A 14,705-nucleotide genomic window follows, 5' to 3' on the forward strand; every position below is an offset into this window, starting at 1 on the left:
TCGTTCGGACTTGGTGGCGACCCGATCGGGCCGATGTTCAGACATCGGGCCAAGAATGTCTGCCACCGGCGTGTCACCTTCTGACGAGAGCACGTGTTCCGTGTTCCGGGCAATCGGAGGCGAGGCGAATGGGCCGAGATATGGACTTCAAGGAGGCACTGGCGAAAGCCGCCAAGCAAGGGCCGGTTCAGCAGGCCGAAGTCATCACGCTGAACGAGTACATCGACCGGGTGGCGCAGCGGCCGACGATCGCCGCGACCGCGCACCAGCGGGTCTACGACATGGTCAAGGCCGCCGGCTGCACCGACGGACTGCACGCAGGGGAGATTTCCTACAACTTCTTCTCCGCCGAGCTGTTCGGGCTCGACGTGCCGCTGGAGCGCGTGGTCCGCTACTTCGAGACCGCTGCCCAAGGCCACGAGACCCGGCGGCGGATCCTGCTGCTGTGGGGTCCTCCAGGCGGCGCGAAGAGCTCCGTCGCCGCGCTGCTGAAGCGCGGCCTGGAGGCGTGGACGTCCACCGACGACGGCGCCGTGTATGCCCTGCAGGCCTGCCCGATGCACGAGGAGCCGCTGCACCTGATCCCCGACGCACTGCGGGGCGAGGCGCGCGAGCACACCGGCGTGCCCGTGCAGGGCGCGCTGTGCCCCGTCTGCCAGTGGATGCTCGAGCACCAGTTCGGCGGTGATTTCCTGCGGTTCCCGGTCGAGCGGATCTCGTTCTCGGAGGCCAGCCGCGTCGGCATCGGCACCTTCGAGCCGGGAGACCCGAAGTCCATGAGCATGGAGCAACTGACCGGCGGCCTGGACTTCAAGGCGATCGAGACGCACGGATCGGACTCCCATCCGTTGGCGCTCGACTGGGCCGGCGAGTTCTCGAAGTCCAACCGCGGCCTGTTCGAGGCGGTCGAGTTCTTCAAGAACCCGGCCGAGTTTCGCAACCTCTTCCTCACCATGACGCAGGAGAAGCAGTTCAAGGTCGCCAAGTTCGGCTACATCGACTCCGACACCGTCATCGTCGCGCACACGAACGAGGCCGAGTTCCGGGCGTTCATGGCCGATCAGAAGAACGAGGCGCTGAAGGACCGCCTCGTGAGCGTCGCCGTCCCGTACAACGTGCGCGTCTCCGACGAGGAGAAGATCTACCGCAAGCTGCTGACCGGCTCGGGCACGCGCCACGATCTGCACATCGCCCCGCACGCGCTGCGCGCCGCCGCGATGGTGTCCGTCCTCTCGCGCCTGAGGGAGCATGAGAGTCTCGGCGTCGTCGAGAAGATGAAGCTCTACGACGGCGAGGAGGTCGGCGATTGGAAGCTGACCCAGATCCCGGAGATCAAGCGCGCCGCCGAGCACGAGGGCATGGGCGGCCTGGGCCCCCGCGCGATCGTCGACATCCTTTCGGGTGCGGCGCGCAGGGCGGGCGTGGAGCAGCACACCGACAAGTACCTGACACCGATCATGGCGCTGATCGCGCTCACGGAGTACATCGAGCGCCTCGAAGCACCGAAGGAGACCCGCGAGCAGCTTCGCGCGTTCGTGGTCGATGCCCGCAAGGAGATCGACCGGCAGCTGAAGGACGAGGTGCGCAAGGCGTTCGTGCCGGCGTTCGCCGAGCACGCGCAGAGGCTGCTGGAGAACTACCTGACCAACATCGAGGCCTACTGCCAGGGGACCAAGACCCGGGACCCGATCACCAGCGAAGACCGCGACCCCGACGAGAAGCTGATGCGCAGCATCGAGGAGAGCGTCAAGCCCGCGGTCCCGCAGTCGGCCAAGGACACGTTCCGCCAGGGAGTTCTCATGCGCATCGGGATCGCACTGCGCAAGGGCGAGCGGCCGCTCACTTACCAGACCGACACGATCCTCGCTTCCGGCATCGAGGAGTACCTGTTCGACCAGCTCAAGGACATCGTGCAGGTGACGGTCTCCAAGACCAACCCGGACAAGGAGCAGGCCAAGCGCCTCAACGAGGTGCTCTCGATCCTGGTCGAGGAGCGCGGCTACAACGAGCACTCGGCCAGAGACCTGCTCGACTACGTCGGCCACCTGCTCAACCGGTGAGGCACGGGAGGGTCTGATGACCGTCGTCGGCGACTCGGGTCTTCCACACGGTTCGGGCCGCCGCGACGCGCTGCATCACCGCGACCGGGTGCGCAAGAAGATCACCGAGCAGCTGAAGCAGCGCGTCGGCGAGGAGGACATCATCGCCGCGGGCCCGGAGAAGAGGATCCGTATCCCGATCAAGGGCACCAAGCGCTGGCAGTTCATCCTCGACCGGGGCGAGGGCAAGGGCGTCGGCCAGGGAGACGGCGAGCCCGGCGACGTCCTCGGTCCGCCGGGGCCCGACCCCAGCCGCGGGGAGGCGGGCACGTCGCCGGGCGAGGAGCTCTACGAGGTGTGGCTCGACATGGACGACGTCGAGCAGCTGCTGTTCTCCGAGCTGGATCTACCGCGCCTGAAGCCCAAGGCTGCCGCCGACGCCGAGGCGACCGAGACGATCTTCAACGACATCGCTCGCAAGGGTCCGCAGCTCGACAAGAAGGCGACCCTGCGCGAGAACCTGTTGCGCAACGCCAAGCGCGGCCGGCTGCATCTGGGCGGGATCGACAAGCACGACCTGCGTTACCTGTCCTACCGGGAACGGCCCAGGCCGTGGCACAAGGCGGTGATCTTCCTGGCCATGGACGTGTCGGGATCGATGGACGCCACGCGCAAGCGCATGGCGCGACTGCTCTTCTACTGGTGCGTGCAGTTCCTGCGGCGCCGCTACCAGCAGACCGCGATGGTGTTCATCGCCCACACCACCGAGGCGCGCGAAGTCACCGAGCATGAGTTCTTCAGCCGCGTGGAGTCCGGTGGGACGAGGGTGTCCTCGGCGTTCGAGGCCGTGATGCAGATCCAGCGCGATCGCTATCCGACCGAGGACTGGAACATCTACGTTCTGCACGTCTCAGATGGCGACAACTTCACCGCCGACAACCAGCGCACCCTGGAGCTCGTACGGCAGCTCACGCGGATCTGCTCGCTGGTGGGTTACCTCGAGGTCAATCCCGACCGGGGCGGCCCGCACCAGCTCTCGGCTTTCTACGAGCGCGAGGCCCAGGGGCTGGAGGGTTTCGTGTTCGCGGACGCCCAGGACGACCGGCAGCTCTGGCCGGCGCTCAAGAAGTTCTTCGCCAAGGAGGGCGTGGAGGCCGCGGTTCGATGACGAACTACACCGTGGCCGACCTCCAGCGCGTCGACGAGCGGTGCCGGGAGATCGCCGTCGCCGAGCTCGGGCTCGACGTGCCGGAGGTCGTCTACCACCTGGTCCGTCCCGAAGAGGTGTACTTCGCCGCCGCCAACGGGTTGCCGGCACGGTATTCGAGCGCCCGTTGGGGTGCTCAGTTCGACGCGGAGTACGGGCGCTACCAGCGTGGGCAGAGCCGCGTCTACGAGCTGATCTTCAACACGCGGCCCGTGCACGCCTATCTGATGGAGGGAAACAGCCTGGTCGCGCAGACGCTGGTGATCGCTCACTGCCTCGGTCATGGCTTCGTGTTCGAGACCAATGGGTGGCTCGGCGCGGTCGACCGCGCCATCATGCCGCGCGTCCTGTCGGCCGCGGAGAGGATCGCCGACTACATGGCTGCGCATGGCCGCGACCGTGTCGAGGACTTCCTCGATGCGTGCCACGCGATCGCCGTCCATCAGCCCCAGGCGCACCTGATCCGCAAGGCGGCCGTGTCGGCGCCCGAGCACCGGCTCGGCCGTTATGACGCGCTCTTCCCCGTCGAGGTCGCCGCCGACCGCCGGCGGATCGCGGCCGAGCGCGAGACATTGCGGCGTCGCTTTCCGCGCGAGCCACAGGAGGATCTGCTCGGGTTCATCGAGCATCACGCCCGGGCGCTGGAGGATTGGCAGCGCGACGTGATCTCGATCGTGCACTCGGAGCAGAGCTACTTCCTCCCGCAGATGCGCACCAACATCCTCAACGAGGGCGCGGCCGTGCTGGCGCATCAGGAGATCTGCCAGCGCCTGTTCCTTCCCGCCGACCAGTACTGGGAGTACGAGCAACTCAACGCCGGCGTCCTCCAGCCCCGGCCCGGCGGGGTCAACCCCTACAACCTGGGCATCAACATCCTGCGCGAGATCATGCGGATAGCCGCCGAGCCGGACGACGAGGAGCGCGAGCGCTGGAGTTGGGCGGGCAACGTCGACCCCTACGAGCAGGTGCGCAACGTGCTGCGCGACTACGACGACGAGGCGCTGCTGCGCGAGTTCCTCACCCCGAAGGTCTGCATGCTCGCGAGGCTGTACGCGTTCGACCGCGACCAGCAGGATCAGCGCAAGATCCGCGTCAGCTCGCGCGAGGCGGACGCCATCCGCGACATCCTGATCCCACGGCACTCGTCCTTCGGGATCCCGCACATCGAGATCGTCGACGCCGATTTCCGCGGCCGCGGCGAACTGCTCCTGGAGCATCGCGACGAATCCATCGGCCTCGATCGCGAGTACGCGCTCGGCACGCTCACGCAGGTCGCGATGCTGTGGGGAAAGCCATGCACCGTCAAGACGATCAAGGGCGTCACCGACAAGGCGATCTGGTTCACCGGACACCCGGACGGGCACTCGGAGCATTCGGCGCACGAGCCGGCGTAGGCGCGTCGCGAGCCGCGAGCCGCGCGCATCCTTGACCCTGTCCTGCGTCGAGCCGAGGTCCGACATCGACCACCGGCATCTGCCGCGACGCGATCAACCGAAACCCTGGCAAGCCTGCGCCTCGAGGAGCGGCTGCCTCGCGAGGGCCTGTATCGCACCGTGTCCGGCTTCTTCGTCGAGGGCGACACCGAGGAAGCGGTGCTGCGGCGCCGGCTTCCAGCCTTCGGATTAAGAGAGGCCCCGAAGCAGCGGAAGTACGGTCAAGAAGCGGGGAGAGCGTAGCGGGTGGAGCGGTTGCGTGGGGGTTGTTTGGGTGGGTTGGGGACATGTCTCGGGACACGGTTTACTACCACGGCTCTGGTTCGCCGACTGCAAGGCGTCTCTCACCGTGTCGCATACCCTCGACTTTTTCGCGCCGAGTGCCGACAATCGGCCGAGAACTGGCACGACGGCCAGTCAGTACCGAAAGGTTGGACGGATGCCGGATTGGGGTTTGACTAGGGACCAAGGCGACACGAGGCCGTGGGGTCTGCCAGCGGAAGTGCTGGCGCCAGGCAAGGTCATCACCGATCCGGTCCACGGGGACATCCACCTGAACTGGCTTGAGGTTGCCGTAGTCGACACCCACGCGTTCCAGCGGCTCAGACGAGTCCGACAGCTAGGCACCACGCATCTCGTCTACCCCGGTGCGACGCACACGCGCTTCTCGCACAGCCTTGGCACCGTCCGTGTAGCACAGACGCTCCTCGATCAGATCCTCACCCAGCGTGAAGGTCTGCACGCCGTTCCCGACCTATTTGGGGAATGGAAGACCGCTGAGGCCGCGTCGCTTCCCGACAAGATTGCCGAGGCGGTGTCCCTCGCTAGGCTCGGCGGGTTGCTCCACGACCTCTGCCATGTCCCGATCGGGCACACCATCGAGGACGACCTGCGGATCCTCGAGTCGCACGACGAGAACCAGGAGCGGTTCGGTCATCTCTGGGCTGATGTCCGTGAGGGCGTTGGCGCCCGCATCCGCGCAGTAAGCGACTGGGGTGCTCGCGCCGCGGACATCGCCGACCAGGTCGATGCGACCGTCTTCGCCGAGGGAGGTGAGTTGTTCGAGCAGCTGCTTCCGCTCATCATCTCCAAACGGCGCGTTGGCGAGGAGCTCGTTCCGACTCTCTCGCCAGCCGAGATGAAGTACCCGTTCGTCGCCGATCTCGTCGGCAACACGATCTGCGCAGACCTGTTGGACTACCTCGTGCGAGACCATCTCTTCACGGGACTGCCGGCACGGCTCGGTGATCGGTTCATCTCAGCCTTCTTTGTTGTCCCGACTGGCCGAGGGCCGCTGAGTCAGCGAATGGCGTTGAACATCCAACGCAACGGCCACGAACGTACCGATGTCGTCTCCGAGCTTCTCAAGGCGCTTCGGTACCGATACGAGCTGTCCGAGCGCGCGCTCTATCACCACGCGAAGCTATGCGCTGACGCCATGTTGGGCGAAGCCCTGGAGCGGTGGGAAGGCGCCCTTTGGCTCCAGGAGGTCGGCGCCGCGCTTGAGGACGTCGAGGGCCACGAGGTTCCACTTGCGGCCGGCGAGACGTACAAGTTGAAGGAGATGTTCGCGAGCGCCCTCCCGGACCGAGCGGCTGAGGCTCAGGACAGCGTGCGGAGTCAACTGGAGGCTGCGTTCCTTGCGCACGGTGACGACGGGCTGCTGGAGCACATGGGCTCCCTGGACCCGGCCGCTACCGGCTACACGGCCACTACCTCAGCGCGGCTATTGCGGCACAGCTCGGGCCTCGCTCGAGCGCTGCTGGATCGCGACCTATTCCGGATCGCCGGAAGAGTCGGGTTCAAGGACACGTCGGCGTCCAACCTGTACGAAAAGTTCGGGAGCCCGGACGCACGTGACCGCCTTGAGCGAGACGCGGAAAGATTCGCCGAGGTGGGCATGCGGGACCCGGCGGAGACGCAGACAGAGCCGCGCGTGGTTATCTGGCTCCCGCGTCCAGGGATGAAGCCGAAGCTTGCGAGGGTGTTGGTACAGCACAATGGCGGGATCGCGCCCTTCGTCGAGTACGAGGAGAGTCGTTCAGAGCGCGGTGCCGAGATCTACGCGGCGCATCACCGGCTATGGAGTTGCCTCGTGTTCGTTCGACGCGACGTCAGCCGAGACGACGAACAGGCCATCACCGCGTATCTCGCTGGCGAGATGGGAGTGCGGTGGGAGCGTCACGAGCAATTCGGGCCACACCCGGAAGAGTGGGTGCTACGTCTGGCGGTGAATCGAGCGATCGAGAAGTACAGCCCGTGGAACGATCCCCGCACGGACAAAGTCATGGAGGCGGCGGGCGCAACGGCCGCGCGCGGCGCTGGCACGTTCTCGAGTCTCGTGACGCAGGTTCTTGAGGTCGCGAGATCCCGAGCGCTGATCGAAGCAGACCCGGTATCGACTGAGGAAGCCTCGCCGACCGAGGCGGCCTAGGTGTTTGCGAAGACCAGGGCCTGCCGACGGGCGCGCAGCCAGACGATTTCCAACTCGCCGGCGCGTTCTTCGGGGCGCCTTCGGTTGAGCGCGCACATCACCGTGGCGGTCTTGACATACGACGAGTACGACGCGCTAGAGCGCCATTGCACGAACGGACGTCCGCGTTCAGGGGTGACGAACAGCCAAGCGACCGTGCCCGGGTGGGCCGACGCAACAGCGCGAAGCGCGACCTCAAGGGACACGTCGAAGCGTCGCTGCAGGTCGAGAACCGAGGACGGAGCCGGTGACATCCCGGCCGCAACGGATGGGGGGACGAGTAGAGCCGCCGCGAATCTGTCGCAGAACTCCTCCTGCCCGTTGGAATCGGCAACCAGGCGAACGAACCCCTCGTGCGGGTTCCGCTCATAGAACAGGGAGTGCGCCCACTCGTGGGCCACTCGGAACCGCTCGCGGTGACGATCCAATTCAGGACGAAGCTCGGGCGAGACACGCTCCCAGCCGCCCGGTGGTTCGCTATCCACCACGAGATCGAATCGCTGGCCGCAGGGCACAAGCAGTGCTTCGAGCCCGCCGGTGGCCGCACCGAGGCGACGGTGATGGAGCTTGAACGACCCCAGCTGGCATGTCGCCCCGATGTCGACAGGACCGCGATCCCACTCGTCAGATCCGCATACGGCCACACGAACGCGCTGCGCCAGCGCTTCCGCCTCGGCCGGATCCGGAAGCGTTCGCAGCTCCAGTTCCGGCCAGGCGCCCCTCTCGGGCTTCGCTGTCGCGGTCGATATCAATATTCATCCAATATTGCATGCGGGTCGGTCGGATGACGGGCGTGATGCACCGTACGCAGCCATTGCTCCACTGCCCTCAATGGCCAGCGATGTTCGCCCTGCCGGAGCCGGTGGACGCCCTGCTAGTCGCCGCGGCGGATGCCGCCCGGGCGCATAGCGGTTGGGACGTGTACCGGAAGCATGTTGTGGGTGCATTGGTGATGTGTAGAGCACCCCAGACGGCGAATGAGCTGTCTGCGCTGTTTCGTGACTTCGCCTCCACCACTCGCTTTGGAAGTTCGCCCCTTTCGTTGCCTCGGAAGAACGTCACGATCGTGCTTCCGGCTCCGGTGAGCCATCGCATCGACCTTTTGGTCAATCTGGCCGGTCGGCCGGGAGGCGAGCGCGTGCTCCGCCGCGGGCTAGTTTCTGCCCTCGTCACGATGCGGCTGCCTGACGACGTGGCGGCAATCCTGGCTCTCGTCCACGACTACCTCGCTTGCACCGCAGCTGACGCACGTGTGCCGGGCTGGCCACTCAGGCGGGTGCTAGAGCCCGAGTCTCCGAAGCCCGGCCGCCGCGCCCTCGACGCCGACTGACCACCAACCGCGGCATCGCCGACTGGGGCCACATCTTCGAAGACACCACCGTCACCACCGCCGTCCTTGACCGCCTCCTACACCACGCCAGCGTCCTCTCCATCACCGGCGACAGCTACCGCATGCGCCGCCACCGCGACGCCATCGCCGCGCTCCGGCCCGCCCTCACCGGGACTCCGACAGGTGGGGAGTTCCCGTGATCACACCTGAGGAATTCCCGTGATCCTTGACACACCGGCCGCGATCGACGCCGCGTGGCGCTGCCAGCTGCGGCTCTCGGGCCGCTGGGCGCACCTGGTCGCCGGGCGCGCCAAGCGCCGTCGCCGTCGCCGTCGCCGTCGCGCGCGAGCTGGCGTGCTTTGTCTGGGAGATCGCCCGCCAGCCCGACTGACCAACACCACCAACATCCCGTTCGGGGCGGGGGTGGCGGCCGGCGTGCGCCACACGGGACCCGCGATGCGGCTATGAGCACCGGCCCGACGACCGGCGCGCTCGATCCTAGATCGCGGCCCCGCCGCAGCGCACCAGCCGTCTTGAGGTAGCCAGCCCTCGCATATCAGCCTGAAGTGCCTTCGCCGCTCCGGCCGCCACCCGCACCCCGAACCACACCAACAACACCAAGACCAGCGCCCGCCGAGGTCCGATCACCCACGCGCACTTGACAAACAACCACCCATATCAGCCGCCAGGGTTGACCTGCGTCACCCTCGGTCCTGGGCTCGGGCGGGGTCAAGGCGGGCGTACCGGGACCTCACGCCGATGCGTTGCCGCACTCGGGGCGGCGCCCAGTGCGAGCAGCCGTCGCTGCAGTTTCGGCGCAGCTGCTGGGCGGTGGCTGCCGGCTCGGCGAGGTTGAGCGACATGAAGTTGCGCTCGGTAGTGATGAGCTCGTCGTGCTGGAGGCGGATGAGGCCGGTGAGTAGCAACAGGCCGGCGGCGCCGGACAGGAACGGAAGCGCGGCGTCGGTGCCGGTCTCGGTGTTGACTCGGGTCTCGGCGCACCGGAGGCGTGGAGCGGTCTCCGGGAGGCGGCAGGCGATGCAGTCGTCGTGGCCGGCGACGTGCCGGTGAAACTGCGCCTCCCAGTTGGCGCTTGTGGTGGCGTGCAGCAGCACCGGGGCCTGGCGGGCCTGGAGGGCGGCGCGCGCGCCGTGCTCGTTGGCGAGCGCCAGTACAACGTCAAATTCGCCGGAGACCACGGTCGGCGTTTCTCCGTACCAGTGCGGGTCGGCGGTGGCGGCGGACCCGAGCAGCTCGGCAGCCATGGTCGCCTTGTTGCGGGCCGGCGGGTCCGGGAACCCGGCGTGGTGGGCAAGGAAGGCAAGTTGGCGGTTGAGGTTGGAGATGTCGACGAGGTCGCCGTCGCAGACCATCCAGTTGCCGGTGACGCCGAGCAGCGCCAGCCAGAAGTCGAGCGCAGCACCGACGCCGCCCGCGCCGACCTGCAAGACGCGGCCGACGTCGAGGGGGCCGCTGAGGGCGGGTCCCTGGCGCACGCCTGGGCGGCCGTAATGCCAGAGCGAGTAGGACGGACCGGGGACGGCGGCCGGCCCGAGAAGGCGGTGGAAGGCGAAGGTCGCCGCGATGCTAGAGCCGAGCATCGCGCCGAGCAGGGAGGTCGGCGTCGTGTCGATGTGCGCGTCGGGCCCGAAGGTCGCACACCAGCCCACACAGCCGACGCGGAGGTCCACGGGTCCGGCGGTCTTGCCGATGGCGATAGTCACCAGCGGCGGGCCGGCAGCGAGCTCGGTGCCGGTCGTGATGAACGGGTTGATGGCGCGGGCGAGCTCCATGGTCGCGGCCTCGGTGGTGCTCATCGCGAACGTCGCGCGGCTGAGCAGCTTGTCGTCCGTCGCGCCGATGATGACCAGGTGCTGGTGGGCGCGGGCGAGCTGGTTGACGAGCCCGACGAGCAGTGCGTGGCCGACGGGCGTGTGGGCGTCGTCGCCGACGTGCACGACCACGGGGCGCGTATCCGCTCGGTAGGCGGACTGGTAGGCCAGGGTGCGCGAGTGGAACTCGCGCTCGAACTCCTCGCGGGTCATCGCAGGTCGATGCCGTCGGGGATGACCCGGAAGCGGTCTCGCACGCTGGCGGGGTGGATGAGCACCCACCGTTCGTCCTGGAACTGGTGGACGCCGAGCGCCTTCAGGGGCCGCAGGCCGACGCGGCCGTACCAGGGGGCGATGATGGAGAGCATGCCCTCGAACGGCATGACGATGAGCGTGTCGTCGCCGATGGAATGCTCGGTGGCGTCGCGGCCGTGAGTGTGGACCTGGCCGAGGATGCCGAGGCCGTGGGCGCGGGCCGAGCGGGCGGCGGAGCCGACGGCGGCCTCGTCGCAGATGACGTGGCCCCAGCCGTGGTCGGCGTCGGGAGCCAGCGCGGTGGTGAAGATGGTCAGGGTCTCGGTCTCGCGGCCGAGCAGGAAGACGAGGCCTTCGTGGTCGCCGTCGGCGCCGCGGTAGCTGGGCAGCAACCGGGCGGCGGCGTCAAGGGCGCTGTCGGTGATGAGGAAGTTGCCGCGGAGATCACGGACCGGGAGGCGAGACTTCCGCCGTGCGTCGTCGGCGTAGCGTCGTGTGAGCTTCATGGCAGTGGCGCCATCCGTCCCTGGCTCTCGTCGACTTCCAAGGAGATGCGGGCGAGCATGTCGCCGATGGTCTCGGCGCGCGTGTAGTTCGACGGCGGCGTGTTCAGCCAGTTCGTCGTGGCGCCCCAGTCGCCGTGGGGGCCTTGTTCCTCGGCGTAGGCGAGGCGGTTGAAATGGGCGCAGATAACGGCGCCGGTCGGGCCGCTGGCGAGGAACAGGCCAGACCCTCGTGGGTGCGGGCTCGGCGACGCGGGGTAGGCCGCCGGTCCGATGTCAGCCTCGGAGTCGGGGTGGATAAACCACCAGGTCGGCGGCACGGCCCGGTAGTCGTCGAAGGTCCCGCGCAGGCAGTAGGCCTCCGGGTCGCCGTTGTCGCTGGCACGCGGGCCATACAGGGGCAGGGTGAGCGAGAGCGCCTCCTCGTCGAAGGACAGCTGCCTCCCGCGGCGCTGCGCCCACGCCTTCGCCGCCGGCAACTCCTCGGCGACGTAGGCGCGGACGGTGTCCTCCGACAGCAGCATCATCAGACCCCGCCGCCGGTGTCGACGAGGTCCAGCTCGTCGCCGTCGCGAACGTGCGCGGCGACCAGCTGCTTGTCGCGGTCCAGCGCCACATCGTCCTTGGCCAGCGTGGGGGTCCCGGCGGCGTACCCGAACGCGGTGGCCGCCTCCTGGGCGGCCGCGCCGACCGTCAGGTGCTTGTCCCAGGTGAACACCCGGCCCTCGGTTACCCGCGGCGCGAACACCGTCACCTCGACGTCCTGCTTGCCCTTCCCGCCGCCGTGCTCGTCCTGCGCGTCTGCCTTCGTCTCGGAACTCATGAGGCTCTCCTTGATATGGCGAAGACGGGTCCGTGGGCCGACCTATACTCAGTCGAGCACCAAGCGCCCGCCCGCCTTCGCTATTTGTGGAATCGACTGCCACAGATAGTAGCAGCGGACCCGGCAGCCCTATGGCAAGCACCCACATCTCTCACGACGACGACATGCCGACCGAGGTCCTAGAGGACGCGCTTGGCGTTGAGCTAGGCGGCCGTATTCGTCGTGCGCGCGAGGAACGCGGCCTGTCGCAGGGGGCGCTAGGCGACGCCGTCGGCTACAAGACCTCCATGGTCTCGGCGCTGGAGAACGGGACGCGCCGGCTTAAAATCGAAGACCTCGCCAAGCTCTGTGTCGCACTCGACAAAGAGCCCGAGTACTTCCTGCGCACCGAGGCCATCCGCGCGGCGCGCCCACGGCCTGTGGGCTTGACGCTGCGAGCCCAGCTCGTCGAGCTGCACCACCAGCCCCTAGCCGACGCCATAACCTCGTTCCTGGATGACGCCGAGAGCCGCTCCGTGCCCGACAGCGATATCCCGGACCTGCACTACCTCAAGCCCCATGGTGCGGCGCGCGAGCTCCTAGACCGTTGCGGCATTCACCAACCGCCGGTCAAGCTCAAAGACATCGCGCGCACATTGCGAGTACCCATCAAAACGTGGGACTTCCCAGACTCGCTGTCGGCGCTCATCGTCGAAGTAGATGACGACAACTACGTCATCGGGGTTAACCAACACCACGCTCGTAACAGGCAGCGGTTCTCACTGGCCCACGAGCTAGGCCACGCGGTCCTACGCCACGAAGCCGGCTACTACCTCGAATTCTTTGACGCCGCGCTCGGCGAACCCCCGAACTTCCGGTACGCCGACGAACGCGAGGCCAACGCGTTCGCCGCCGCCCTCCTCATGGACGAGCGCTGGCTACGCGCCGACTGGGCCAACGGAGAGCGCAGCGTCGCCAACCTCGCGCGTCGCTATCAGGTCTCTGAGGAGGCCATGAGCTTCCGCCTCATGAACATCGGGCTCGCCTAAATCGCGCTTCCGCACCTAAGCGATGTAACCGGCGCTTGACGTGGTGCACCTCGTGTGGCGCCGGCGTCCATCGATGGCTCAGGGGAAGCGAGCGTCGTGGGCCGCCGCCCAGTCCTTGGCGATGAGCGTCTGTGCCTTTCTCTGCGTGAGTTTGCCGTCGCAGACGTCGGCGCGCACAGCGTTCTCCAGCTTGTCTTTCTCGTGCGAACCCGGAGCCGGGGGCCGCGGCGTCAGGGAACAGGTTCACCCGCGAGTTGGAGCCGCCGAGTTCGAGGCTTACGAGATGGTCGACTTCGCCTGTCTTGCCGTTGAAGTGCTGGATGATGCGGTGGGCCGCATAGACGGCGTTCTTGGTGGCCTGCGTCACGTGCCCGCACCCGCTTGGAATAGCCGGACGTGCAGACTTGCTTGGCCGTCACCCGCGCGAGGCGTTCGACCGCTGCGCGGAGAAACCTGCCGGTACCGACATACGCTGATTGCCGCCAGTTCCCCTTCCACGTTGCAAAAGCAGTCCGCCGGCTAGCAAGTGGTGGGGCGGCGATTTGCGGCTGGTGGCGCAAGGTCCGCGACGAATGGGCCTCCCGCGCACCCGGCCTCGAGACCACGTTGGTGTACTACGTCGGGCGCCGGCGCGCCAGGCGCGCTGGCGACGAGCGTCACACGGCCGGAGTCCGGGCGGGCGCGGTGCGCCGGCGAGCTAGGTACGGATGTAAGCGGGGAAGATGGGCTGGGCGCCCTTCATCCACGCGTCGTATTCGATGCCCGAGAACTGCGGGCTCGTGCCGAACGTGCCGGGGACCACGTGGGCCTTCGGCAGGAGGTCGCGGACGCGCTGAACCTCGCGCGTGACCTGCTCGTGCTTGAGGCCGTCGTAAACGACGACGCCGACCTTGGCGCCCGAGCGCTTGAGCTCGGCCACCAGGGACGGATCGTGAAGCGAGTGGCCGACGACGAGGATGTGCGTCGCAGCCTGCGCCGCGTCGGTAAACTCGGTCCACAGATCCGCGACGAGGACATCGCGGGTCGGCTGCTTCTCGGGATCCGGATAGAGGACGACGGGTGTGCCGAGCGTCGCGTTGTGGGGACGGTCGGCGTTCATGTCGTACACCTTGCTGTTGTCGGCGTACCAGCCCACCTTGCCGTGGAGGTGGATGACGGCGACAGAGCCGCCCTCCCGTGCGCGGTTGACCATGCCGGCCGGGTTGAAGACCGGCGTGGCCCCGTAGCTGGGCGGATCGAAGCCGGTGTACGGCCCGCGCCCGATGCCGACGACGCCGATCTCAAGGGCGACATCGTAGTTCGTGGTAACGCAGACCAAGGACTTGAAGGTCAATCCGGCAAGCAGAACGCGGTAGGCCTGCTGGGCGGCGTTGTCATCGATCGCCTCGCGGCCGAAGAGCTCGTATAGCGTCTCGTTGAGGATCCGCACGACTAACTCAATGCGCTGATCCTCGCGGTGGCGGTGCCCGGTCACCTCGCCGTTGACGCTGTTGGGCTCCGGGCCGCCGAAGCTGCCGAAACGCTGCTGCAGGTCTCGCATCGCCCGCCACTTCAACCAGGCACCAAGCGCCTCTTCGAAGTGCTCGCCATCGAGCCCGGGCGTGAGTCCCATCGAGCGAGCGAGCCCCGGGATCTGGGCATCGAGCCGATCGATCAAGTGCGTGGACCAGTCGGCCATGAGCGGCATGGGGCCGGTCGCGCCGAGCTCACGGCTTGCGCCCGCTCCGGTGACAAGGACGAGATCCACGACGCGGAAGTGTAGATGGCGTCCTGACGGCGTCA

The 14,705-nt window shown here is 67.4% G+C and carries 13 protein-coding genes; 7 read left to right on the forward strand and 6 right to left on the reverse strand.

Annotated features, from left to right (window positions below; translation table 11 throughout):
- The first annotated feature begins 140 nt into the window (after nt 1-140).
- The 4 genes from VK501_RS17020 (at nt 141) to VK501_RS17035 (ending at nt 7,113) form a co-directional block, all read left to right on the forward strand.
- Nucleotides 141-2,060: a hypothetical protein gene (locus VK501_RS17020; RefSeq protein ID WP_324339404.1), complete on the forward strand. Its 1,920-nt coding sequence runs from the start codon at nt 141-143 to the stop codon at nt 2,058-2,060.
- Nucleotides 2,061-2,076: 16 nt separating this feature from the next.
- The gene (locus VK501_RS17025; RefSeq protein ID WP_324339406.1) at nt 2,077-3,207 is read left to right on the forward strand and encodes a DUF444 family protein; all 1,131 of its coding nucleotides are present in this window, start codon (nt 2,077-2,079) and stop codon (nt 3,205-3,207) included.
- Nucleotides 3,204-4,640, forward strand: coding sequence for a SpoVR family protein (locus VK501_RS17030; RefSeq protein WP_324339408.1), 1,437 nt, complete (start codon nt 3,204-3,206; stop codon nt 4,638-4,640). Before VK501_RS17025 ends, VK501_RS17030 begins: the two co-directional genes overlap by 4 nt.
- A 478-nt stretch (nt 4,641-5,118) precedes the next feature.
- Nucleotides 5,119-7,113, forward strand: a complete 1,995-nt coding sequence (locus VK501_RS17035; RefSeq protein WP_324339410.1) for an HD domain-containing protein — start codon at nt 5,119-5,121, stop codon at nt 7,111-7,113.
- Here the strand turns inward: VK501_RS17035 and VK501_RS17040 are convergent.
- Nucleotides 7,110-7,904 (reverse strand): ImmA/IrrE family metallo-endopeptidase, encoded by a 795-nt coding sequence (locus tag VK501_RS17040; RefSeq protein WP_324339412.1) that lies wholly within the window; start codon nt 7,902-7,904, stop codon nt 7,110-7,112. The two genes, VK501_RS17035 and VK501_RS17040, sit on opposite strands and share 4 nt — an antisense overlap.
- 89 nt (nt 7,905-7,993) lie before the next feature.
- Between VK501_RS17040 and VK501_RS17045 the strand changes: the two genes are divergently transcribed.
- Together VK501_RS17045 and VK501_RS28800 are read left to right on the forward strand one after the other, a co-directional pair.
- The gene (locus VK501_RS17045; RefSeq protein ID WP_324339414.1) at nt 7,994-8,482 is read left to right on the forward strand and encodes a hypothetical protein; all 489 of its coding nucleotides are present in this window, start codon (nt 7,994-7,996) and stop codon (nt 8,480-8,482) included.
- 32 nt (nt 8,483-8,514) lie between these two features.
- Nucleotides 8,515-8,682, forward strand: a complete 168-nt coding sequence (locus VK501_RS28800; protein ID WP_349261030.1) for an ATP-binding protein — start codon at nt 8,515-8,517, stop codon at nt 8,680-8,682.
- 501 nt (nt 8,683-9,183) lie between these two features.
- Here the strand turns inward: VK501_RS28800 and VK501_RS17050 are convergent.
- From VK501_RS17050 to VK501_RS17065, 4 genes are read right to left on the reverse strand one after another with little or no spacing between them, the layout of a single operon-like run.
- The gene (locus tag VK501_RS17050) at nt 9,184-10,527 is read right to left on the reverse strand and encodes a ThiF family adenylyltransferase (protein ID WP_324339416.1); all 1,344 of its coding nucleotides are present in this window, start codon (nt 10,525-10,527) and stop codon (nt 9,184-9,186) included.
- On the reverse strand, nt 10,524-11,075 hold the full coding sequence (locus VK501_RS17055) for a hypothetical protein (protein WP_324339418.1): 552 nt from the start codon (nt 11,073-11,075) through the stop codon (nt 10,524-10,526). Before VK501_RS17055 ends, VK501_RS17050 begins: the two co-directional genes overlap by 4 nt.
- Nucleotides 11,072-11,596 carry a hypothetical protein gene (locus VK501_RS17060; protein ID WP_324339420.1) on the reverse strand — a complete coding sequence of 175 codons (525 nt, stop codon included), beginning with the start codon at nt 11,594-11,596 and terminating at the stop codon, nt 11,072-11,074. The genes VK501_RS17055 and VK501_RS17060 overlap by 4 nt, the downstream gene beginning before the upstream one ends.
- Before the next feature lie 2 nt (nt 11,597-11,598).
- Nucleotides 11,599-11,895, reverse strand: a complete 297-nt coding sequence (locus VK501_RS17065) for a hypothetical protein (RefSeq protein ID WP_324339422.1) — start codon at nt 11,893-11,895, stop codon at nt 11,599-11,601.
- A gap of 131 nt (nt 11,896-12,026) precedes the next feature.
- Here VK501_RS17065 and VK501_RS17070 point away from each other — a divergent pair, with 131 nt between their 5' ends.
- Entirely contained in the window at nt 12,027-12,923 is an 897-nt protein-coding gene (locus VK501_RS17070) for an XRE family transcriptional regulator (protein WP_324339424.1), read from the forward strand.
- 697 nt (nt 12,924-13,620) lie between these two features.
- Here the strand turns inward: VK501_RS17070 and VK501_RS17075 are convergent.
- Nucleotides 13,621-14,670: a hypothetical protein gene (locus tag VK501_RS17075; RefSeq protein WP_324339426.1), complete on the reverse strand. Its 1,050-nt coding sequence runs from the start codon at nt 14,668-14,670 to the stop codon at nt 13,621-13,623.
- Between the last annotated feature and the right edge of the window lie 35 nt (nt 14,671-14,705).

Source organism: Baekduia sp. (assembly GCF_035318805.1).
In the GTDB taxonomy this organism is placed as follows: Bacteria; Actinomycetota; Thermoleophilia; order Solirubrobacterales; family Solirubrobacteraceae; genus Baekduia.

What these genes read in the sequence shown, in the direction of transcription:
- VK501_RS17065 (WP_324339422.1), bottom strand. Translation starts at nt 11,895, where the DNA reads ATGAGTTCCGAGACGAAGGCAGACGCGCAGGACGAGCACGGCGGCGGG.
- VK501_RS17045 (WP_324339414.1), top strand. Translation starts at nt 7,994, where the DNA reads ATGTTCGCCCTGCCGGAGCCGGTGGACGCCCTGCTAGTCGCCGCGGCG.
- VK501_RS17055 (WP_324339418.1), bottom strand. Translation starts at nt 11,075, where the DNA reads ATGAAGCTCACACGACGCTACGCCGACGACGCACGGCGGAAGTCTCGC.
- VK501_RS17050 (WP_324339416.1), bottom strand. Translation starts at nt 10,527, where the DNA reads ATGACCCGCGAGGAGTTCGAGCGCGAGTTCCACTCGCGCACCCTGGCC.
- VK501_RS17020 (WP_324339404.1), top strand. Translation starts at nt 141, where the DNA reads ATGGACTTCAAGGAGGCACTGGCGAAAGCCGCCAAGCAAGGGCCGGTT.
- VK501_RS17025 (WP_324339406.1), top strand. Translation starts at nt 2,077, where the DNA reads ATGACCGTCGTCGGCGACTCGGGTCTTCCACACGGTTCGGGCCGCCGC.
- VK501_RS17035 (WP_324339410.1), top strand. Translation starts at nt 5,119, where the DNA reads ATGCCGGATTGGGGTTTGACTAGGGACCAAGGCGACACGAGGCCGTGG.
- VK501_RS17070 (WP_324339424.1), top strand. Translation starts at nt 12,027, where the DNA reads ATGGCAAGCACCCACATCTCTCACGACGACGACATGCCGACCGAGGTC.
- VK501_RS17030 (WP_324339408.1), top strand. Translation starts at nt 3,204, where the DNA reads ATGACGAACTACACCGTGGCCGACCTCCAGCGCGTCGACGAGCGGTGC.
- VK501_RS17060 (WP_324339420.1), bottom strand. Translation starts at nt 11,596, where the DNA reads ATGCTGCTGTCGGAGGACACCGTCCGCGCCTACGTCGCCGAGGAGTTG.